Below are 21,323 nucleotides of genomic sequence, written 5' to 3'. Positions count from 1 at the left end.
AGGATAATGAAATTTTGGTTTGATAATGGTTTCATCCGGTGCCCGCCCCAGTACACGATGAAAAGCGGAGCGAGCATCAAAATAATTGTTTTTTGCAGAACTGAAATTGGCTTGCGCTAAAGCTAAACGGGCTTTAGCTTGATCGACTTCGACTTGGTTTCCCATGCCGGCAGCAGTCCGTTTCTCAATTTGGTCAAGGAGCTTGATATGGGTGTCAAGGTTACTTTCTGCCAACTCCATCAATTCTTGCTCTCGCAATAGGCTGATATAGGCTTCAGCCATTTTAAGCGCGACATCATTGGCTGCTGTTTGCGCGCGGTAGCCTTGAGCATCCATGCGATAGCTTAATCGCTTGATTTCAGACTCGGTACTAAAACCCTCAAATAAGTTTTGAGTCAAACGAATGGCGGTTTCACGACGCATTAAGCCACTGCTGCTGGTTAAAGGGGTGTTAACTTCTTCATGTCCTATCCCTGCACTGAGGTCAATGACGGGAAGAAAGCCACCTTTTGCGGATCTAACTTCCGCTTCTACGGCTTGGTAGGCTTTGACTTCTTGGCGGAATTCGGGATTGTTAATAATGGCATCTTCAATGGCTTCTGATAAGGTTAGTGCTGATACCGGTTGGGAAATGCCTAACAAGCTTAGAAAGGTTGAGACGACGATTCTCATGAAAGTTAACTTCATTCAGTATTCCATTTCCTAACTTGATTCACGAGTCCAGTTTTGGATCTTAATCACCAAGTTCAAACGATCCTTCGCGTCTAGCTTTTCCAATAAATTATGGACATGCGCTTTGACAGTTCGTTCACTAATATTCATTGCGTTGGCGATTTCTAAATTGCTTTTGCCTTGCAAAATCCAGTCTGCCGTTTCGATCTCTCGCTCCGTTAATGTTTCTTTCCAACCTTCATTTACTGGAGAAGATTGATTTGATATGGCCTGAATCATTGATTGCATCACACTTTGACCCAGCCAAATATTCCCTGTCAAAATGGTGCTGACAGCCTGTTCAATTCTGTCAGGATGCGCAAAGGTGTTCAAATAGCCTTTGATGCCTTTTTGAAACCACTGCATGCCTTCTTGAGCAGATGGGATATTTGAAAACAAGAGGATATGATACTGCTGTTTGAGTAAATTTTCGACCTCTAATTGATTGCTTGCGTCAGGAAGCAGTTGAATTAGCAATAAATTTTCATCAACAGTGTATTCCTTTGGTGATAATTGTAAGGAATAAAGGATTTTTTTAGGCAAAGTCGTCACATTCGACCAGTTCTTTAAAGCCTGCGGTTCTTGAACAAAAAGTTGCAACTGTTTCATATTGACTGTCGCTTCCGTCTTTGAAATAGGTTGAGTTTGACTTTAATCCGTTGCATTAAGATTCCCTAAGCGCGAGCTCTTTAGCTTTGATAATAGGTTTCAGTAAATAATCCAATACGGTATGTTTACCCACGATGACATCGACGGTTGCCATCATCCCAGGTAGCAGTGGTAAGGGATCTTCTTCTGAGCCCAAAATGTTCTTATCTGTTTTAATCCGAGCAATATAGAAACTGTCGCCTTCTTCGTTTTGGATGGTATCCGCAGAGATCTTTTCAACCACACCTTCTAAACCGCCATAGATTGCAAAATCATAGGCGGTAAATTTGACCTTGGCTTTTAAACCGGGGGTTAAAAAGCCAATATCCGCGGGCAGAATTTTGGTTTCCAATACCAAAGAGTCGTCCATCGGTACGATTTTAACAATATCACTCCCGGGTTGCACGACTTCACCAATAGTCGTTACCAATAGCTCACTAATGGTTCCATTAACTGGTGAGGTAATGTTGGTTCGACGAACTCGATCTTCAAGTGCTAGTTTAGTGCTTTCAAGCTGTGAGAGCTTAGCGAGCACAGTATTGAGCTCTTGTCGCGCTTCATTTCGGAATTTTTGTTCTGCTTCAAGTTTGGTGCTCTTTGCCTCTTTGATAACGGATTTTAATCTTGGAATGGAATTCTCAGTCGTTTTCAGTAAGGAATAAGCATCATTGGCTTCTCGTCGTAATTTGAGTAATTCGACTTCGGAGGCAATCCCTTGTCTGACCAGTGGTTCCATAATATTGATTTCTTGTTTGAGCAAATCGTAAGATTTGGAAAGTTGTTCAAACTGATTGTAGGCTTCATCCAATTCCGACTGGCTTTGGATGACCTTTTCATTCAAAATCCGCTGGGTGGTTTTCAGTTGTTGTAATTGGTGTTGGTAAAGGGTTTTTTCACGCTCAAAAATTGCTTTCATTTCAGGGTCACTATCTGAGATAGCCACTTTGAAATCGGTATTGTTCGCTTGAGCAGACAATCGCGAAGCTTGTGCTTGTAAGTCATAAAGCTGAGAAGCTGTTTCGCCAAAAGAACTGGAAAATTGAGTATTGTCGAGCTTAAGCAGGACTTGCCCTTTAGAGACGACATCCCCGGAACGGACATTGATGTTTTCGATAATGCCGCCCTCAAGGTTTTGTACCACCTGTATTTTAGAAGAGGGGACAACCTTTGCTTCGCCGCGTACAATTTTGTCCAGTTCTGCCATATTGGCCCAAATAAGAAGCCATATTAGGACTAAGAAAATAACCCAAACCATTAATTGCGATTTAAGGGTGGGCTTTTCCAATGCGGCCTGACTAAGGCTGGACATGAATTCCAAATCACTTTCATCAAGTGCATGTGGATTCTTCTTTTCAGGGAGCGAGTTTGGGTCGGTCGCTTGGTTGTTCGCTCTATCTTTAGCGCTTCTCAAACGCCCGATTTTCGCCAATATTGGGTGTTGATCGGTCATTTGTTTATCCGTCCCGTTTTCAGCGCTTCTAATACGGTCGACTTAGGTCCGTCCGCAATGATTTTGCCATTATTCATCACGATTAAACGGTCAACCAACTGAAGTAGGCTCATTTTGTGTGTTACCACAATACTGGTATTGGGAAGCGTGTTTTTCTTAAGTCTTTCTATCATGGTTTGCTCAGTTTTCGCATCCATGGCATTGGTTGGTTCATCAAATAGATAGATGGGAGCTTGCAATAGTAGCGCCCTTGCCACGCCAATACTTTGGCGTTGTCCACCAGACAGTGATGTGCCGCCTTCATTAATGGGTAAGCTGTAGCCCGCAGGGTGGGTTTTGATGAAATCGTCAACTCCGGCTAATTTAGCCGCTCTAAGCACTTCAGAATCCTCAACGTAAGGGGCTCTGTAAGCAATGTTTTCTCTGACATCCCCTCGGAAAAGGGTGACATCTTGCGGAACATAATTGATATTGCGGCGCAATTCGGCGGGATCAAGTTGGCTAATATCAATGCCATCAATAAGAATGGTTCCTGAGTCTATTGGGTAAAACCCAAGCACCAGTTTTTCAACGGTGGATTTCCCAGACCCCATTTTACCGATGATACCAACCTTCTCTCCTTTTTCAATCTTAAAAGAAACCCCGTTTAGGGCTGGTTTGGTTTCTCCAGGATATGTAAATTTAACATCAATAAATTCAATTGTCCCTTCAAATATGGGATGTTGAATAAACCGTTTGTTAGTGGGGCGTTCTACCTCTTGTTGCATCAATGTATTGAGGGCATCCAGCGAGGTTTTGGTTTGCTGGTAGGAGGACGTTAAGTTGGCGAACTGTCCCATCGGTCCGATGGCTCTTTGGCTGAGCATGACCGTGGCAATCAATCCCCCCATGGTTAGGTCGCCATCTTTAATTAGATAGACTCCAGAGATAATGATCAATACGGTGCTAATTTGCTGCATGAATCCCGTCATGCGACCAATTGAGCTTTGTAGCATTTTAGATTTTAGGCTGGCTTTGGCAATTTGACCAACGGCTTGTTCCCATTTCCATTGAGAATGGGCTTCAACACCAAGCGATTTAATGGTTTCCATTGCGGATAGCGTTTCAATCAGGACAGAGTTCTTTTGTGACGAAGCCTCATAAGAGGCTTCGATACTTTTTTGAATCGGTTTTCTCAATATAAAACTGTAAGCTAAAATAACCAGCACGATGCCTATCGGTACCCATACGATTTGCCCGGCGATAAAGAAAATAACCGATAAAAAGATAATGACAAATGGCAGGTCAACGACCGAAGCGATGGTACCAGAGGTAAAAAAGTTTCGGATACTGTCAAACTCTTTTAGGTTATTAGCAAAGGCGCCAATTGAACCTTGACGATTCGCCATGGTTAAACCAAGAGTTTGTTCAAACAGCTTGGAGGACATAATGACATCGCTTTTTTTAGCGGCAATTTCTAGGAAATAAGACCGTAAAAATTTCAATAAAATGTCAAAAAGATAGACAACACTGATACCAATGGCCAATACCCATAAAGACTCAACGGCATTGTTCGGAACGATGCGGTCATACACATTCATCACGAATAGCGGATTGGCTAATACAAACAGGTTGATGGCAATCGAAGCGATAATGACATCGCGATAGACGGCACGATTATCCCAAAAGGTATGCCAAAACCAGTGTCCCTTACGGCTGGCAATCAGGCTTTCTTTTTTGGAAGCTTGTTGGAACTTTTCAGTAAAGTAAACCGCGTAGCCTAAGTAGTCATCTTGCAATTTATCGATATCTACGGCAACCCGGCCGTCCGGCGCATCTGACAGGACAAGGGTTGCGGTGTTATTGTCCCAGTCTAGCGTTTCCAGTAAGCAGGCCTGGTTATTTTTCAAGGTTAAAATGCACGGTAGAATGAGGTTTGAAATTTCATCAAGGCGGCGTTTTTTAAAACTTGCAACGATATTGGCTCTTTCAGCCGCTCGAATAAAGAGCTCAGGAGACAAACGTTCGCCCGAGGTAACGGGTAGCCCCGCTATAAGGGAATCTTTTGAGAAAGGACGACGATTGAGCTTGGTGAATAGCACCAAACACTCTAATAACGGATCTTCAAAATCAATGAGTCCCGTTGTTAAAGTGGTGTCATCTTGCGTGCCGTGGTCGAGTGCATTAGAAGTCATTATATCTGTTTAAGTTTCCGAGCGCATTTGAGATAACATTACCTAATATTTGTTATATTTTTTAATTAGATGTTGCAACGTTATGTTTTTTTTAGAGTCTTTTGACTTTAATCAAGTTTTCTATCCGTTATTATAAGTATCAAAACCCTTTATACAACAAAAATAAATTCTTATTTGCTTGCTTCTGCTCTACGTTTCAAGCGGTTATTGCCTAATATAATCTTTCACTTTAGTGTAAACCTAGAGTATTTGCAACTTACACTTCCTTACACAGAGCCGACATATCAACAAAATGGGTCAAATAGTATGGCAAAATAGCTTTGTCAATGACCAAAGAGGATTATAGATGTTACCGCGAATTGCATTGGTTGAAGATGATGAAGACTTATTAGCTTCAATGTATGAATATTTGACAATTTGTGGTTATCAGGTTTTAACGGCAAACAGTCTGGAAAAATTTTATCAGCGTTTGATCGATCAGCCAATAGACATAGTATTGTTGGACATTGGACTACCTGGTGAGAGTGGATTGTCGTTATTAAATCACCTTAATCAGTCAGACAATGACTATGCATTTGATATTATCGTGCTAAGCGCCTCAAATAGCGATGCGGACAAACTTTTTTCATTAAAGCAGGGTGCAAATCGTTTCCTTTCTAAACCGATTAATATGGAAGAATTGATCGCTAATATTGAAGCGGTTTCTCGAACACGTCAAAAGCATTTTCCTTTTGAACCCAAGACGTGTTGGACCGTCTATCCCAGTTTACTAGAATTAAGTACCCCGCAAAATAAGCAAGTTGAATTGACTCATAGAGAATCGCTGCTGTTAGAACATTTGGCAATGCATCAAGGTTTTTGTCACCGAGATGGTATCGCGTTGTTATTTAACTTGCCTTCAGGTTCTTATCATTATGCCAGAATGGATGTGATGCTGAGTCGACTGCGCAAAAAGGTTCTTAACCAAACCCAAGAGGCTCTGCCTTTAAAAGCCGTGCCAATTAATCATATCAAATTCTTTGAAGCTATCGGTGTCGTAAAATGAATCATCGATATTGGCGGTTTTTCTTAATCATGATGCTGTTTGCAAAGGTGGGTTTTGTGGCGGCATCTTCCGAGTTAATTCCTGTAAAGCTACAATTGAAATGGTTACATCAATTTCAATTTGCTGGCTATTATGCCTCCGTTGAAAAAGGGTTTTATAAAGATGTTGGGCTGGATGTCACTTTAATTGCCGCCAATGCTGAATTAGACCCTGTGTCTGAGGTGATGTCGGGAAATGCCGATTTTGGTGTTGGTACTTCTGAATTATTGTTGCGTCGTGCGCAAGGAGAAAAGGTGGTGGTACTGGGCGTTATTTTCCAGTATTCCCCTTTAGTATTAATTGCCAAAAGAGACAAGGTATTTAAAACACTATACGACATTATGCAACAACCCATTGCGATTGAGTCCGGTTCGAGTGAGATAGTCGCCTATTTAAAATCGCGAGGCATTGAGGTTCATCAAGTCGAAATTGAAGGCCATGACTTCTATATTGAAAAGCTCATAAAGGGCGAAATCGCGGCGCAAACTGCCTATACGACGACCGAGCCCTATCTAATGGATCAACTTGGTATTGAATACCAGCTTTTTTCACCAAGATCTGTGGGGATTGATTTTTATGGTGATAACCTGTTTACCACCGAAGCAATGATCGCTAATCGCCCTCAAAGGGTCAGGGCTTTTAAAGCAGCCAGCTTAAAAGGATGGGAATATGCCATGACTCATCCTGAGGAAATCATTGAACTGATCAAAAAAAAATATAGCCCCCATAGTTCGGTCGAGGCTTTGCGTTATGAGGCGCAAGAAATGGCTCATCTGATGAAGGTAGATGTTATTCATCCTGGCTATATGAATGAGGGACGTTGGCAAAGTATTGTGAACGTTTATACAGAGGCTAAGATGTTGCCGAATGATTTTGAACTGGATCCTTTTTTATATTCTGACACCGAATCCCCTATTGACCTAACGCCCTACTATATAGCGATTGGCCTCTTTTTTGTGGTTTTGCTCGTAGCGTTGGGTACTTTAATTTATATTTTTCGTATTAAAAAACAATTGATGCACAGTCGGCACAATTATCAAAATATGCTGGAATTAGCCCCCCTACCATTTATCGTCTTGGGAAAAGACAAGGGCATTTGTGAGTGGAATCAAGCGGCGCAACAGTTGTTTGGTTGGCAAAAGGATGAGATTTTGGGATGCCGTATCACGCGTCTATTTGATGATGAACCTGTTCATGACAATATTGAGAAGGCGCTTAAAAGTGCGTTAGAAAGAAAATCGTTTATTAGCCAAGTTAACAATAATACGACTCAGTCTGGGGAGACTATTCAATGTTTGTGGCATATTGGCCCCCGATATAACTTGTATAACCAAGTCGATGGGGTCATCTGTATTGTAAAAGACATGACAGAATCTGCAAAACTAGAGCGAGCGTTAAAACAGTCAAAAGAAGATGCGGAGCAAACTTTAGCGGACCACCAACAGTTTCTCTCGATGGCTTCTCATGAGTTCCGTACCCCCCTCGCCATTATTTCGCAAAACGTTCAGTTGATTTTATTGCATATGAAAAATAATCAACCGATTCCTCAAAAAGTGTTGGATCGAATCAATCGTGCGATCACTCGCACTACCGAATTTATGGATAAGGTTTATATTGCAGATCGTTTTAATAGCGATGCCTGGCAACTGAATGCTAGCGAGATTGTTTTGAGTCAGTTATTTGAATCGGTACTAGAAGAACATCATTCTCTCTTTCCGGCACGTACCATTGTTTTTCAAAACCCTGATAATTTCGAGAAGTGTATGACGGTATATTGGGATGGGGATTTAATCCAAGTGGCGTTAAATAATTTGTTGTCGAATGCCATTAAGTACTCACCCGATGATTTGGATATTACTTTATCGGTAAGTCGCACTGATGAGGGTATTAAAATCGTTGTACGAGATCAAGGCGATGGCATTGACGCTAAGCTACAAAATAAACTTTTTGGCAAGTATGTTCGAAGCAACAAGGTGTCCGGAACCACTGGAACCGGTATGGGGCTATATATTGTTAACCACATCGTCACCCTGCATCACGGCACCATCTCCCTTTTAAACCATCCCGAAGGTGGACTTGAAGTCAGTGTTTTGCTGCCATTTCGAGTATAGTCTTTACATCGGCTACGGCTTAACGGCCTTTACACTTTCAATAGCGGCTTTGGTGGGCCAAAGAAGTAGCCTTGAACCGTGGTAATGCCTAATGCTTGAAAGGCTTTCATCTGGGTTTCGGTTTCGACAGACATTGCAATAATGTCAATATCGAGCGTTTGGCCCATTTCAATTAAGCTTGAGACATAAGAGTGGGTTTGCTCGTCCTGTTCAATGCCTTTGGTGAAGGAGGCATTGAGTTTGATGTAGTCTGGACGTAGCGACTGTAAATATCCCATATTGCCAAACTGATTACCAAACTGGTCTAAGCCAACCCGGATTTTTCGACTTTTCAGGTCATTAATGAGCTGGGTGACGGTTACGGGGTTTGAAGCCATTAGATTCTCAGCAATTTCAAACGCGAAGTGATGGGCGATATCCGGCGTCATTTTTTCCAATAACCAATCCGAAAAGCCTTCCTCTAAAATGGATGCACGAGATAGATTAATGCTCAAGTGTTCATCCGCTTGTAGGGTAAGTTTCGGTAAAGCTTCAATGGCAAGCTGAATAACGATTCTATCAATGACCTGAATTTTATGAAGTTTCTGTGCCGCAGGCATAAAGTATCCAGCAGGATGAATGGTGCCATCCTCGTCCTTCAATCGAATTAATAGCTCGCGTTCATGGATTTGTTGTTTTGCATCAAAGGCCATTTGCTGGAATAAAATAAATTGCTGTTGTTGAATGGCTTGATCTAATAGATCATGCCATACTAGGTGACTTTGTGGGGTATTGTCTTGAGGGTGATAATAGTAGCGTTCCCCGTCAGGCTGCTGGTCAGCTTTTTTAACAGCAAAATCCAGCTGAGATAATAGTGCACCGCGGGTGGTTCCTGGCTCATAGTCAATTAAACCCACTGATAATTGGGTGGCTGCTGTTTCAATTTCCAAGGAGGCTAGAATTTCCGGCATCGCTTGGCTTAACACTTTTGCTGAGGTCACTAGCGTATCTGCTTTATGGTTGGGCATGACGACAAGCAATTCCGTGCCATTGAGACGCGCATACAGAGCGTCCTCATCGGCAAAAAGCTGCTTCATCTTGTCAGCAATCATCTTCACCGTTTTATCGCCCACCAAATAGCCAAATTGGTCATTTAGAGACTTCAGTTCTTCGATGCGGGTTAAACAAATGGCACCGGCCGCGGCTTCGGTATTTTTGTCTAATAAGGCATCAATGTTCATTTCAAAATGTAAACGATTGCTGAGGCCGGTGACGCTATCCTGATAAGCGATTTTTTGTAATTTTTCGGCATGTCGGGCATCTCGGTCAAAAACCGTTTTCATTTTTGAAACCATGACATTCATTGCCGAAACCACTTGTTTGAACTCGGTTGTGCTAGGCATCGCTTCTTGTAGTAGATACTCTTTCCGAACAATGGCTTCTGCTTGTTGCTCCATCGCTTTGAGTGGGCGCAATAAGAATTTTAAAGCTGTCATCGCTAAGAATATGGCCACTAGGGCAGCCAAGCTAAACCATAACAATAAGTTTTTGGCGGTATTCCACAGTTCAATATAGGCGTAACCTGGATGACTTTGGACAGCCAAGTTGCCAATCGGCATCCAGCCAGTTTGAATCAGCGCTTTAGCTTCAGGTGCTTCGATGGACAGGAGTTCAATAAACCAGTGAGGGATCCCTTCGATATGCTTCGGATTGGTTTTTTTGTAAATTAATGCGCCCTCAACATCTTCAATGGTAATGTGGCGATAGTAGCCACGGTCAAACACCGCATTGACCATAGTTTCCATGCTGGAGGGTTCTTCTGGGTCGGCGACGGAACTGAGGGATAGCCCCAATGAGGTCGCGGTATCCTGCGCATGAGACTGCAACTGAGTCTCTAAAAAAGTCCGTGTATTATTGAGGTTCAGTAAAAATGTGCCCAATAACAAGACAATCAGTAGGGTCGCGATAAAAATGATCATTTGTTTACTCAAACTCATGAGCAGATTCCTTTATGTTGAGTGAGAGGGGGGTGAAAAAAGTTCACGGAGCCATCCTTTGTAATAGTCGATTCCAGTTTTTCAATTGGTCGGTGCCTCCTGAAACTGCTTGGCCTTTGCCGCGCTGTTTCGATAGCCATAAGCCATCACCATTAAAGCTGTAAATCGGAATCAAGTCGTTGCGTTGTGTTGCTTTTAGAATGCGGTCGGTCAGATTATCTAAGACTAAAGGGATGGATTTTGGGGTTTTGAAATAGGTCAAGACCATGTGTGCTTGCTTTAGACGAACTGCTTTAACGTACGTCAGATAGAGTTTGGATTCATCAACCCCCATCGCTTTTAGCGTAAAATATTTGGCGATGACATAATCTTCACAATCACCAGCATCAATGCCCAAGAACTCAAAAGGTGTCGCCCAATAATCACTTTTTCCCCATAACTCGAGATCATTGGTAAACCTGGCCTGGTTAAAAAAATCATTAACTTTTTGTAGCACCAGTCGCTCAGGTTTTTGTGCATACTTATCGATTAAACTTTGCCAGGCTTCCAAGCGGCGTTTTGCAAGGATGCCATAGGTTTTTTGCGCTTTTTGAAGGTCTTTTTGAGTGACGACCTGTTGTGGTGACGTGGCAGCCAAGGGATAGCTCCCTAAGCCAATGGCACTGACTAGCGGGATCAACCACAGCCAGCTTGTTAATCGAGTCAGTGCCATACCGCACCCTCTTGATTAGGGTCTATTTTGATAACGGTTGTAATGCATCATCTCATTTGGGATATTCAAACGGACATCTTTGGGGATGATTCGCTTATCCATAATGGAGAAGGTAATGCGTCGGTTTGATTGGCGACCTTCAGCCGTATCGTTGGTTGCTGTTGGTTCTGACTCCCCTTTACCCAATATCAAAATTTGGTTAGGGTTGTAGTTAAAGGTTTTTACAAAGTAGTCTTTGGTGGAGTTTGCACGATTCCAAGACAGTTTTAGATTACTTTGCGCTGAACCACGGTCATCTGTGTGACCAGTAATAACAACCACTTCCTCAGTCGTCACATCTCTTAGACGACTAATATCCTTATCGAGAATGGCTTTCTGGTCGGCACGAATTTCATAAGAGCCCGTATTAAAGATGATATTTGTAATAACCTGTTCTTCTGGTTTACAGCCATATTGGTTGACGATGGAATTTGGTGGTGAATTCGGGCATTGGTCTTTATTGTTTTGAACCCCATCTTGGTCATCGTCTGTTTCCAGTTTACAGCCATAAGAATTGACTCTGGTGCCTAACGGGGTTCCTGGGCAACGATCTTTGCTATCCAAAACACCGTCAATATCCTCATCGCCCTCACAGCCGAGAAAATTAACGGTAATGGTTCTTGGCGTTTCCGGGCATTGGTCCAAACGATCATAAACACCGTCCTTATCAGTGTCAGGCTCACACCCCAATGCATCCACTGATTGTTCTGGTGTGGTATTCGGGCAATGGTCTAAGGCATCCTCAACCCCATCTTGATCCAAGTCTTGATAGCGATCAGCAACCTTACTCGGGCCTTCTTGGATTTGTGTCAGAGTGTAAACGCCAGCTTCTATATGTGTCATGGGCTGGTTGTCCTTGGCTGAAGCAGGGAGGGTAAATAGAACAACGATGCAGCCAATAAAGAAGGATTGAGAGAGCTGAGTTACGGACATGGGGAAGCCTTGTTTATAGGAAAAATTAAGCTATCGGCGATTTTACAATAATTCCGATAGAATTGAAATATTCGCTCAGTTTTATACTCAGTTAGCCAACGAGTCCCATTTTTGCAGTTATAAGGCCTCTAGAATTGCATTGTATAGTGTTGAATCTGTTAACGGGATTGGATTACCAAGCATACTGCCTGCGCGACAGTTTTTAAGGACTGGCTCTAGGTTGTTGGGGGTTAAGCCATAATTGGATAAGCCTTGAAGGGGGGCAGCCAGTTCGGTCAACGTCTCCATTAAACTGGATAATTGTTGTGCTTCGGTCTGAGCATTCGGGTTAAAGAGTTGGCCAATTTGAGCATATTTTTTTAGGGTCTGAGTGGCTTCGGGTGTTGGATTAGCCTGTAAGGCATTGAGGTTAGCTTGGGTAATCGGAGCCAGCAATGCCGCACAGACTTCGCCATGCGGCGCTTCAAAAAACGCACCAATCGGACCAGCCAGCCCGTGAACTGCACCCAAGCCCGCATTGGCGAGTGTTATGCCCGAAAAGCTCGCTGCCAGCATCAGGTGGCTGGAGAGGTCATTTGAGGGGGTTAACGGTTGGGCGAGAAACTCAGTCTTCACAGATTGAAACAGTTGCATGCCTTGCCAAGCCAGCGCATCGGTAAAGGGGTTGGCTTTTAGGGTAGTATAGGATTCCAGTAATTGGGTAAAGGCATCCATGCCCGTGGCATAGCGAACTTTGCCAGGACAGGTTTCTAAAAAACGCGGGTCCAGCCACACTTCTTGTGCCAATAGCTTGTCATCGCGAAAAGATTTTTTAAATTCCCCCAATCGAGAGAGAACGGCATTTTTGGTGGTTTCGCTACCGGTGCCAGCCGTGGTGGGTACCGCAATAAAGGGACAGATTGGGCCTGTAAACGGGCGACCTTGGCCAACGCCTTCCAAATAGTCAAGCACCGAGGTTTGACTGGGAAGCAGACCTGCCACCGACTTAGCGGTATCTAATACGCTGCCCCCGCCAATCCCAATCACCCCTTGTGTATCCTTTGGACAAGCCTTTACTAAGGCATCAACGGTTTCAGGAGAGGGTTCCCCTGTAATCGTAAAGACGGTGACGCGACAATCTGCTTGCTGTAAACCTGCAATGAACTGGTCAGAAAATTGCCCAGGCCTGGCTAAAAATTGACTGGAAATAACGACGACTGAATGCCACTGTTTTTGACCGATGGATTCGGTTAAAGCCGATAAACAATCCCATTGAAAATGGATTTTAGGTTGATTGGCAAGGGTAAACGAGGCGATTGTGGCTGGCATGTGGAGCTCCTTTCTGGCAGACGTTCAGTTAGGTGGCATTGAGCATGGCTTTGAGATTGTCTAAATGGGCATTGCCGAGCATTTTTTGTTCTTCAGGCGAGCGTTCTACTCCTGGTTTTCCTTCCCATTGGATACACTCTTCAGGGAGTTCGTTTAAAAAACGGCTGGGTTCACAGGAGATCAGTTCACCATATTTTTTGCGTTTTTTAGCATAGGTCATTGTTAAACTGCGCTGTGCTCGAGTAATGCCGACATACGCCAAGCGTCTTTCTTCTTCTAAGCCGGGGGATTCTAAGTTCTGTTTATGGGGTAGCAGTTCTTCTTCCATCCCAATTAAAAAGACATGAGGAAATTCTAACCCTTTCGATGCATGTAGTGTCATCAGCGTGACTTCATTCGATTCAGTGTCGTCTTCGTTGCGTTCCATCAAGTCCATTAATGTCATGTGTGCAACAATCTTTTCTAATCGCAACGACTCGCCATCTTCTTCCTCGGCTTTTTTAAGAATTCGTTCAATCCACAAAAAAAGGTCACGAATATTTTCAATGCGTTTTTCCGCTTGGCGTGGTGTATTACTGGTCTCTTGTAACCAGTTGTCATATTCAATGTGTTCAATGAGTTGTCGGATAAAGCTAATGACGTCCATGCCTTCCTTGGCATCCGCTTCTTGTGCCCAAGATAACAGTAGTTGTCCAAAGTGCTGAACTCGTTTTAAAGCTTTTTCACTCAGTTGAGTGCTGAGTCCCAGTTCCTGGGTGGCGTCAAACAAGCTGATATTGCGCCCTGTTGCATAGCGGGCCAGTTTTTCGATAGTTGAGGCGCCAATTTCGCGTCGCGGCGTATTGATAATGCGCAAAAAAGCGGCATCATCGTCTGGGTTGACGATGAGTTTCAGGTAACTCATGATGTCCTTGATTTCAGTCTTGTCAAAGAAGGATTGACCGCCCGACAGTTTATAAGGAATGTTTTGCTCACGTAAGGCTCGTTCGAACAGTCGCGATTGAAAATTACCGCGGTAGAGAATGGCATAGTCCTTAAACTGGGTTTTGTGTTTGAATTTATGCACAATGATTTCCGAAATCACCCTTTCGGCTTCATGGTTTTCATCGGAGCAAGCTAAAACCCTTAGATGGTCTCCCATCCCCATTTCAGACCAGAGTTGCTTTTCGAAAACGTGTGGATTCTGAGCAATGAGGGCATTGGCTGATTTTAGAATTCGATTGCTGGAGCGATAGTTTTGTTCCAGTTTAATGACTTCCAAATTTGGAAAGTCCTGTTGCAGCAACGCAAGGTTTTCAGGCTGTGCACCACGCCAGGCATAAATCGACTGGTCGTCATCCCCAACCACGGTAAATTTGGCATGCACACCAACCAGTTGCTTAACCAGTGCATATTGAGCGGCATTCGTGTCCTGATACTCATCCACCAATAAATAACGGACTTTGTTTTGCCATTTATCCAAAATATGGGGGTGTTCTTGAAACAGTCGAACCGGCAAGCCAATCAAATCATCGAAGTCAACGGAGTTGTAAGCGTGAAGTTGCTTTTGGTAATAGTCATAGAGGATGGCGCGTGCTTGTTGCAAGTTGTCTTCCGCTTCTTCTAGCGCTTGCTGAGGGCTGATATGACCATTTTTCCAATTGGAAATATCCCACTGAACCCCGTCCAACTCTTCTTCACTTAGTTGCTGCTTTTTCATCAACTCTTTAAGAATCTGTTTGGTATCGGTGGCATCCATAATTGAAAAGGACGCCTTGTAGCCAAGAGTTTTGTATTCCTGACGAATAATATTCAGACCCAAATTGTGAAAAGTAGAGACATTTAAGCCTTTGCTGGGGTCGTCTTTCAGCAGTTTACTGACCCGTTCTTTCATCTCCTTTGCCGCTTTATTGGTAAAGGTGAGTGCATAGATATGATGGGGACGAATATCATGCTTGCGAATCAAGTAGGCAATTTTTTCGGTAATCACACGGGTTTTGCCTGAACCGGCGCCTGCTAAAACCAAGGCAGGGGTTTCAATGTGCATGACACCTTTCAATTGACGATCATTTAGTCCATGCATAGTGGGAAATCCATTCGCGAGCCTTACAAAAAAGATACAATAACGGGCGCATATCATATCAAAATCATCGCTTTCAAATCGACAGAAAGCGACACTAAATTCAACTTTCTAATACTAGGAAATGGCATGATCAACATCGCCCAACTTAAACAGGATATTGTTTTTCAATCTGAGTTAAAAGGGAGGCCTCTGACCTTTCATACCACCTGGGGCATTTTTAGCCCTCGAGAAATCGATGCAGGTACGACTCTACTGTTAAGGCACTTAACGCTTTCTGAACATGAAGTCGCATTGGATATTGGATGTGGTTACGGGCCAATAGGGTTAGCCATTGCGGCAAGTAGTCAGGGTGAAGTTCACATGGTGGATAAGGACTTTGTCGCGGTAGACTATGCCAATAAAAATGCCCAAATCAATGGTTTGTCTCATGCCAAAGCCTATTTATCAAATGGGTTGAGTGCAGTGCCCAGTGAATTAAGGTTTACCACGGTGGTCTCTAATATCCCAGCTAAAGTGGGTAAGGAAATGCTGTCAATCCTATTGCATGATGTTCATCAACAGCTGGCGCCTGGTGGACAGTTTGTGGTGGTGACGATTAATGGCTTGCGCCAGTATATGAAACGTAATTTTATGGACGTGTTTGGCAATTATGAAAAAGTGAAACAAGGGAAGGATTACACCATTTCGAGATGTGTCAAATAATCTATTGAAAGACTCATAGTTAGAATAGATTGATTTGTCTCAATGTAATTAAATCTTAGGGAGTGCGTCTAAGTTTGCACTTAAGTGTTTTTAAACGATCAATTTTGGCGTTCCCTTTGTTCGATTGGGCGTTTCGTGCAAATCCAAATTGAAACAGGTAGAATAATCTATCCCGTATTTTAATTTGGTATCGCCCTGATTCGTTCAGCAATTGTAAAAGGTAGAAAATGAAGCAAGTCATGAAATTTTGGATTTTATCCCTGTCGTTACTGGTATTTGGATTACAAGCAGCTGAAGCGAAGCGGTTTGGTGTAGGCAAGAGTTTTGGGTATTCCAAAAAAATGGCTCCTAAACAATATAAAAATACGCCACCAGCGGCCAAGCCGGCAGCACCAGCCGCGGGTGCCGCCGCTGCTAAATCGGGCGCTAAAGCATCTGGGGCGTCTCGTTTTTTAGGCCCGCTAGCGGGTTTGGCTGCGGGCGGTCTTTTGGCTGCGATGCTGTTTGGCGATGGTTTTGATGGCTTGCAGATAATGGATATGCTTTTGTTTGCGCTCATCGGTGTGGGCATTTGGATGTTCCTTAGGCGTCGCCGAGCGGGTTCTGCAGCTTATGCAGGCGCGCCTTATCCAGATTCTTCGGTCCAACCATCGCACACTCCGCCAGTTCAAGCTGAGCCTCAGCAACGTGAAGCTGCCGCCTCAACGCCTTCTTATAATCCGAATGCCGGTGGTAGTTTGATTGGTTCTGCCGTTTCGGATGAAGCCAATAACTTATTAGTCGCACCTGCCTGGTTTGATGAAGCCGCCTTTGTTGATGGGGCAAAAGGTCATTTTATTGCTGTGCAAAAAGCTTGGGATGCATTGGATGTCTCAGAGTTGGAGTCTTATTGTACGCCAGAATTATTTGCTGCTTTGCAAACCGAAATGGCTGGTCTAACTCCAGGTGCCAATCATACCGAAGTGGATGAATTAAATGCTGAAACGGCCAGTATGTCCATTGATGGCGATTATTTCGTGGTCAGTGTTCGTTTCAGTGGCTTTATAAAAGAAAGTGCCGGAGCCGATGCCCATGCCTTTAGCGAAGTTTGGCATATTCGCCGTTTAGCTGAAGGGTCGGGTAACTGGCAAATTGCGGGCATTCAACAATAGGATTACCGAAAGTTAGGGGGCGATAATAATGAAATCGATGATTGAAAAGCATGGTTTGATAATGGTCGTTTTATCATTGTCTTTGATAATCACAGGCTGCTCAAAGCCCCCTGTCGAAATCGCCTCTGTTAAATTTATTGATACGTTAGATGGCGGTTCGGGAAACTTTGATCGCATGATTCAAATTTGCTTTAAAGAACCTTTGTCCGCTGAGTATTATCACAAAGTTAAAATCATTACCCACCAATCTTATAAACTGGATGGGGGAAGTATGTTGCGGCCTTTGGCATCAGATCCGGGCAATAAGTGTCACTTGCGAAATCTATATAACTATATTCACCGTGGCTCGCCTTTGGGTGCGCGACAAATGATTAAAGATTATATGATACCCGGCAATATCAACCAGGTACTGATTCAGGTTTATAATTCAAAACCACAAGGTAAAGAATTACCGATTGATGAAAAATTATTTAAAGACCTGTAAATAATCCGTATTATTTCATCCCAAAAACTGCCCAGGCCTGGGCAGTTTTACCGATAAGGCTTGAGTACTAAAGCCCTGATAAAGAGAGTCCTTTGAGTACATTATCCCCTCTACAAACGCTAGATTATGCCTATGGTAAGCCAGAGGCCACAGCGACATTAAAAGCCGACCCAAGTGATTTTGATGTTACCGAACAGATTGCCTATCAGTTGTCGGGTGCTGGTGAGCATCTTTGGTGTTGGGTGGAAAAGGTCGGACAAAACACCGACTGGGTGGCCAAACAAATCGCAAAATGGGCGGGCATTGCGCCGCGAGAAGTTGGGGTCGCGGGTAAAAAGGATCGTCAAGCTATAACGCGTCAATGGATGAGTTGTCATCTCCCTGGACGGGCAGATCCCAGTCCAGAAACATTAGACGTGGCTGGCGTGCGAATTTTAAAGACGATACGCCATCACCGTAAATTGCAAACCGGTGGCTTATCGGGTAACCGTTTTCAATTAACGCTCAGAGACGTCTCAGCCGATGTAGCTGTATTGGACGCACGACTACAAACCCTTCGTGATAATGGGGTGCCAAATTATTTTGGTGAGCAGCGCTTTGGACAAGCGTTTCAGAACTTGCAAAAGGCAACGGCACTGTTTGAAGGTCAAATTAAATCCCCCAAACGCCATCAAAAATCTTTATATATTTCGGCTGCGCGGTCGTGGATTTTTAATGAAATTTTAAGTCAGCGAGTCGATCAAGCTACTTGGGATCGAGCGATTGATGGCGACGTGTTTCAACTGGAAGCGTCTCAAAAATGGTTTGTTGATGATGGGGATGTTCAGTTAGCCCAGCGAGTACTTGACGGTGATCTTCATCCGACAGGGGCTTTAATTGGTCGTGGCCAACTACCATCACAGCTGGAAGCGTTACAGCTTGAGCAAACGATTATTGACCAGCACCCTATCTGGCAGGCAGGGTTAGAAAAGCTCGGTTTAAAACAAGAACGTCGCGCATTAAGAGTATTACCCAAGAAGATGAACTGGGCATGGGTAGATTCAGAAACGCTTTCGATTGGATTTGAGTTGCCAGCGGGTAGTTATGCCACGATGGTGATACGGGAACTGTTTGATTTGTCGCAAGCAACTTGAACGACTTAAACCTGACTAAAAACCACCAGGCCTGGTGGTTTTTAGTATCCATTAAGCTTATTTTTGATAGAGTTTTTCAGGTGAGATAATCGGGTTGCTCAGAATGTCTGCGTGAGTGTCGTGAATGGCAGTGTAAAAGCAACTTTTACGGCCCGTATGACAAGCCGGTCCAGTCTGATCCACTAATAATAAAATCGCATCGCCATCACAATCAAAGCGCAACTCTTTTAATTGTTGGATCTGTCCTGACTCTTCTCCTTTGCGCCAATATGCCTGACGAGATCGTGACCAATAACAGACACGCTGGGTTTGGAGTGTTTCTAGCAAGGCTTGACGGTCCATCCAAGCCATCATTAGCACATCTAAAGTGTCATGCTGTTGGGCAATTGCTGGAATCAGTCCTTGATCGTCAAATCGGACTTTTTCCAGCAGTTGGGGCCAGTCAAACTGATCTCCTTGCTGAGCTTTTTCAAGTTGTTTAAAGGTCAACGACTCTGACATAGTGCTTCTCAACGTTATTCGCGGGTTAGCTTTTCCGTTTGGCTGCGGCAAAGGCTTGTGCAAAAGGGTTATTGGAAATGGTTTCTTTAACAACGGGCGCTTTTTTTATCGCAACTTGAGATTTTCGCCCTTTTTCAAGCATAGCGAGAAATAATTCGGCCGTTGCGCGGGCATCAGCAAGTGCATCATGAGCATCTCCAGGAAAAGGCTTGCCTAGTATTTTTTCAAAAGCATCGGTCAATTTTGGTGTTTTGTAAAACCAGTACATTTTTTCAGATTGCCAACGAAGCGCGCCAACCAAATCCTTTGCCAGTTCAGCAGCATCCAACCAATCGTTATAGTCAAGGGTGAAAGGCAGTAATTTCTTTTCGGCACTTTTTTGCAAATACGCAAAATCCGATTCCGTACTGTAGGCTAAAACAATATTGGCTTCGGCTAACACGTCATGGATTTGCGGCCAAGCTTCTGTTAAGAAGGGGGCATCTTTCACCATTTCCGTGCAGATATTATGTTTGTCGTTTTCTGGGATGTCATACCCTGGATTGATTAACTGATTAAGCAACGATTTGCCTTCTAGGTCGCAAATTGAAACTTGAATAATATCCGCTGACTCTTTGGTGCAAATGTCGGTGGCTTCAATATCAATACACACCACTTTTTTGCCTTTCAGTGCCTGGTCATGCTCCTTGAGTTTAAACAGTGCATCATTACGGCGTTCCTGGATAAGATTGAGGACTTCTGAGCTGGTGAATTCATTAATGAGATCCGTGAGCTTGGTTTTCAACTTCTTAATGGATTTCGTCAGCGATTTTCTGACAGCTTCGTCATCACTGGCTTTCTCAATAAAGGCTTCAACCGTCATCGTTTCTTCACCGACCACCATATTGGCGAGAATGTCTTTGACAATATGAGTTGTATTGAATTGTAACGCTTCCAAAGGTGGAATTTTTAGGGTCGCGCTCAAAAGTGCTTTTTCGCCTTTTGCTGGCGAGGCAATGACTTGAATCCCTTTAATATTGAGTCCATCAGAAGCGGCGACCGCCACAATGTATTCTTTAATGGGTTGGTTACGCTTGTCGATAAAAATTAATTGGGCTTGGCTCATGGTTAATAGGGATTCTTAGGCTATAAAAGAAAGCTATTTTAGCAGTTTGATTCGCTCATGGGCGGAAAGTTAAAGCGCGTTGCAAGTCCATAAGGAACCATAATGGTCAAATTTTTTAAGAAAAATCAATAAATAACAATTTTTATATGGGTATGGTTTTTTTTAAATTGACTTGAAGGGGCTGTTTCTATAATGTTGGTAACAATAATTTAAAGCAGCAATTTGGAAGGGTTGGATGAAATCAATCAAGTTGGCAGGGGTGCTCGGTATTTTGCTTTTACTGTCAGCCTGTTTTAGTCAGACCGAATACGAGCGCCTAAAAATTTCTAGTACGACCTGGATTGGGTATGTTCCGCTGTTTTATGCCAAAGAGAAGGGCTGGTTGGAGGCCTACAATATTAAGCTAACCCATGTGGTCTCTCTGGCTGAAAATATGTACCTCTACGAAGCGGGAAGTGCTGATGCCTATGTTGGTACTCAATACGAGTATCAGATGTTGGTGAATAAGATTCCGCAGTTAAAGCCAATTTTGTTCTTTGATCGTTCCAATGGCGGCGATATGATTTTGGCCAACCGATCTATTGATGCAATCAAGCAAACTCAACAAATCGAAGCCTATTTAGAATTGGATTCCATAAACAATTTTTTGTTACAGGACTTTATAGAAAAACATCAAATCACGGCGCAAATCAACTACAACAATCGGGATCAGGCGGAAATTTCGGTGCTGAATGCTAAAGATCACGATGCAGCGACGATTATTGTGACTTATGATCCTTACCAATACCAACTACAAAGCAACGGCTTTAAAGAAATTGCATCCACCGCCAGTATCGATGACTTGGTGGTTATAGATGCGCTCTTTACAACACAAGCTACGTTAGAGCGGCATCAAGAACAGTTTAAGGTGCTTAGAAAAATGGTGGACGATGCCATGCTCGCATTGAAAAAAGATCCCAAAGCCTTTTATGAAACGGTTAAACTGAATTTGAGAGATGTGCGTTATTCCGACTTTTTACAGTCATTAACCAAAATTGAT

At 43.4% G+C, this 21,323-nt stretch carries 18 protein-coding genes; 7 read left to right on the top strand and 11 right to left on the bottom strand.

Annotation, left to right across the window (positions count from 1 at the left end):
• The 4 genes from CYQ88_RS10645 to CYQ88_RS10630 form a co-directional block, all read right to left on the bottom strand.
• Positions 1 to 687: TolC family protein (locus CYQ88_RS10645; RefSeq protein ID WP_158236043.1), on the bottom strand; the 687-nt coding region annotated here is incomplete at its 3' end.
• Between the two features lie 15 nt (positions 688 to 702).
• On the bottom strand, positions 703 to 1,320 hold the full coding sequence (locus CYQ88_RS10640) for a response regulator transcription factor (protein WP_101841326.1): 618 nt from the start codon (positions 1,318 to 1,320) through the stop codon (positions 703 to 705).
• A gap of 55 nt (positions 1,321 to 1,375) precedes the next feature.
• The gene (locus tag CYQ88_RS10635; RefSeq protein WP_233188876.1) at positions 1,376 to 2,809 is read right to left on the bottom strand and encodes an HlyD family type I secretion periplasmic adaptor subunit; all 1,434 of its coding nucleotides are present in this window, start codon (positions 2,807 to 2,809) and stop codon (positions 1,376 to 1,378) included.
• Positions 2,806 to 4,983 carry a type I secretion system permease/ATPase gene (locus CYQ88_RS10630; protein ID WP_101841325.1) on the bottom strand — a complete coding sequence of 726 codons (2,178 nt, stop codon included), beginning with the start codon at positions 4,981 to 4,983 and terminating at the stop codon, positions 2,806 to 2,808. The genes CYQ88_RS10635 and CYQ88_RS10630 overlap by 4 nt, the downstream gene beginning before the upstream one ends.
• Positions 4,984 to 5,329: 346 nt before the next feature.
• On the opposite strand from CYQ88_RS10630, the gene CYQ88_RS10625 reads away from it, so the two are divergent.
• Positions 5,330 to 6,028: a response regulator transcription factor gene (locus CYQ88_RS10625; protein ID WP_101841324.1), complete on the top strand. Its 699-nt coding sequence runs from the start codon at positions 5,330 to 5,332 to the stop codon at positions 6,026 to 6,028.
• On the top strand, positions 6,025 to 8,178 hold the full coding sequence (locus CYQ88_RS10620; protein WP_101841323.1) for an ABC transporter substrate-binding protein: 2,154 nt from the start codon (positions 6,025 to 6,027) through the stop codon (positions 8,176 to 8,178). The genes CYQ88_RS10625 and CYQ88_RS10620 overlap by 4 nt, the downstream gene beginning before the upstream one ends.
• 29 nt (positions 8,179 to 8,207) lie before the next feature.
• Here the strand turns inward: CYQ88_RS10620 and CYQ88_RS10615 are convergent, their stop codons facing one another.
• The 5 genes from CYQ88_RS10615 to rep all read right to left on the bottom strand — a co-directional run bounded on the left by CYQ88_RS10615 (position 8,208) and on the right by rep (position 15,208).
• A complete protein-coding gene (locus tag CYQ88_RS10615) occupies positions 8,208 to 10,154 on the bottom strand; it encodes an EAL domain-containing protein (RefSeq protein WP_101841322.1) in 1,947 nt (648 codons plus the stop codon).
• Positions 10,155 to 10,197: 43 nt separating this feature from the next.
• Positions 10,198 to 10,866: a transglutaminase-like cysteine peptidase gene (locus CYQ88_RS10610; RefSeq protein ID WP_101841321.1), complete on the bottom strand. Its 669-nt coding sequence runs from the start codon at positions 10,864 to 10,866 to the stop codon at positions 10,198 to 10,200.
• Between the two features lie 15 nt (positions 10,867 to 10,881).
• The gene (locus tag CYQ88_RS10605; RefSeq protein ID WP_101841320.1) at positions 10,882 to 11,838 is read right to left on the bottom strand and encodes an OmpA family protein; all 957 of its coding nucleotides are present in this window, start codon (positions 11,836 to 11,838) and stop codon (positions 10,882 to 10,884) included.
• Positions 11,839 to 11,955: 117 nt separating this feature from the next.
• On the bottom strand, positions 11,956 to 13,146 hold the full coding sequence (locus CYQ88_RS10600) for an iron-containing alcohol dehydrogenase (protein WP_101841319.1): 1,191 nt from the start codon (positions 13,144 to 13,146) through the stop codon (positions 11,956 to 11,958).
• A 28-nt stretch (positions 13,147 to 13,174) separates the two neighbouring features.
• Positions 13,175 to 15,208, bottom strand: coding sequence for a DNA helicase Rep (rep, locus tag CYQ88_RS10595; RefSeq protein WP_199170194.1), 2,034 nt, complete (start codon positions 15,206 to 15,208; stop codon positions 13,175 to 13,177).
• A gap of 126 nt (positions 15,209 to 15,334) precedes the next feature.
• On the opposite strand from rep, the gene CYQ88_RS10590 reads away from it, so the two are divergent.
• From CYQ88_RS10590 to truD, 4 genes are all read left to right on the top strand, one after another.
• Complete coding sequence (locus CYQ88_RS10590; protein WP_101841317.1) at positions 15,335 to 15,910, top strand: class I SAM-dependent methyltransferase; 576 nt, start codon at positions 15,335 to 15,337, stop codon at positions 15,908 to 15,910.
• A 239-nt stretch (positions 15,911 to 16,149) separates the two neighbouring features.
• Positions 16,150 to 17,061, top strand: a complete 912-nt coding sequence (locus tag CYQ88_RS10585) for a Tim44 domain-containing protein (RefSeq protein ID WP_101841327.1) — start codon at positions 16,150 to 16,152, stop codon at positions 17,059 to 17,061.
• Positions 17,062 to 17,089: 28 nt separating this feature from the next.
• Positions 17,090 to 17,545, top strand: coding sequence for a hypothetical protein (locus tag CYQ88_RS10580; protein WP_101841316.1), 456 nt, complete (start codon positions 17,090 to 17,092; stop codon positions 17,543 to 17,545).
• 92 nt (positions 17,546 to 17,637) lie between these two features.
• Complete coding sequence (truD, locus tag CYQ88_RS10575) at positions 17,638 to 18,678, top strand: tRNA pseudouridine(13) synthase TruD (protein WP_101841315.1); 1,041 nt, start codon at positions 17,638 to 17,640, stop codon at positions 18,676 to 18,678.
• A gap of 57 nt (positions 18,679 to 18,735) precedes the next feature.
• Here the strand turns inward: truD and hisI are convergent, their stop codons facing one another.
• Both hisI and CYQ88_RS10565 read right to left on the bottom strand, forming a co-directional pair.
• Positions 18,736 to 19,179, bottom strand: a complete 444-nt coding sequence (hisI, locus tag CYQ88_RS10570; protein WP_101841314.1) for a phosphoribosyl-AMP cyclohydrolase — start codon at positions 19,177 to 19,179, stop codon at positions 18,736 to 18,738.
• Between the two features lie 25 nt (positions 19,180 to 19,204).
• On the bottom strand, positions 19,205 to 20,284 hold the full coding sequence (locus CYQ88_RS10565; protein WP_101841313.1) for a 3'-5' exonuclease: 1,080 nt from the start codon (positions 20,282 to 20,284) through the stop codon (positions 19,205 to 19,207).
• Positions 20,285 to 20,519: 235 nt separating this feature from the next.
• Between CYQ88_RS10565 and CYQ88_RS10560 the strand changes: the two genes are divergently transcribed.
• Positions 20,520 to 21,323, top strand: an 804-nt coding sequence (locus CYQ88_RS10560; RefSeq protein ID WP_143483790.1) for a hypothetical protein, incomplete at its 3' end; no start/stop codon positions are given.

This window comes from Hydrogenovibrio sp. SC-1 (assembly GCF_002848135.1).
Lineage (GTDB): Bacteria > Pseudomonadota > Gammaproteobacteria > Thiomicrospirales > Thiomicrospiraceae > Hydrogenovibrio.
Note: the sequence above shows the minus strand (reverse complement) of the source record. Positions and strands in the feature narration are given on the sequence as shown.

What these genes read in the sequence shown, in the direction of transcription:
- CYQ88_RS10640 (WP_101841326.1), bottom strand. Translation starts at nt 1,320, where the DNA reads ATGAAACAGTTGCAACTTTTTGTTCAAGAACCGCAGGCTTTAAAGAAC.
- CYQ88_RS10635 (WP_233188876.1), bottom strand. Translation starts at nt 2,809, where the DNA reads ATGACCGATCAACACCCAATATTGGCGAAAATCGGGCGTTTGAGAAGC.
- CYQ88_RS10630 (WP_101841325.1), bottom strand. Translation starts at nt 4,983, where the DNA reads ATGACTTCTAATGCACTCGACCACGGCACGCAAGATGACACCACTTTA.
- CYQ88_RS10625 (WP_101841324.1), top strand. Translation starts at nt 5,330, where the DNA reads ATGTTACCGCGAATTGCATTGGTTGAAGATGATGAAGACTTATTAGCT.
- CYQ88_RS10620 (WP_101841323.1), top strand. Translation starts at nt 6,025, where the DNA reads ATGAATCATCGATATTGGCGGTTTTTCTTAATCATGATGCTGTTTGCA.
- CYQ88_RS10615 (WP_101841322.1), bottom strand. Translation starts at nt 10,154, where the DNA reads ATGAGTTTGAGTAAACAAATGATCATTTTTATCGCGACCCTACTGATT.
- CYQ88_RS10610 (WP_101841321.1), bottom strand. Translation starts at nt 10,866, where the DNA reads ATGGCACTGACTCGATTAACAAGCTGGCTGTGGTTGATCCCGCTAGTC.
- CYQ88_RS10605 (WP_101841320.1), bottom strand. Translation starts at nt 11,838, where the DNA reads ATGTCCGTAACTCAGCTCTCTCAATCCTTCTTTATTGGCTGCATCGTT.
- CYQ88_RS10600 (WP_101841319.1), bottom strand. Translation starts at nt 13,146, where the DNA reads ATGCCAGCCACAATCGCCTCGTTTACCCTTGCCAATCAACCTAAAATC.
- rep (WP_199170194.1), bottom strand. Translation starts at nt 15,208, where the DNA reads ATGCATGGACTAAATGATCGTCAATTGAAAGGTGTCATGCACATTGAA.
- CYQ88_RS10590 (WP_101841317.1), top strand. Translation starts at nt 15,335, where the DNA reads ATGATCAACATCGCCCAACTTAAACAGGATATTGTTTTTCAATCTGAG.
- CYQ88_RS10585 (WP_101841327.1), top strand. Translation starts at nt 16,150, where the DNA reads ATGAAATTTTGGATTTTATCCCTGTCGTTACTGGTATTTGGATTACAA.
- CYQ88_RS10580 (WP_101841316.1), top strand. Translation starts at nt 17,090, where the DNA reads ATGAAATCGATGATTGAAAAGCATGGTTTGATAATGGTCGTTTTATCA.
- hisI (WP_101841314.1), bottom strand. Translation starts at nt 19,179, where the DNA reads ATGTCAGAGTCGTTGACCTTTAAACAACTTGAAAAAGCTCAGCAAGGA.
- CYQ88_RS10565 (WP_101841313.1), bottom strand. Translation starts at nt 20,284, where the DNA reads ATGAGCCAAGCCCAATTAATTTTTATCGACAAGCGTAACCAACCCATT.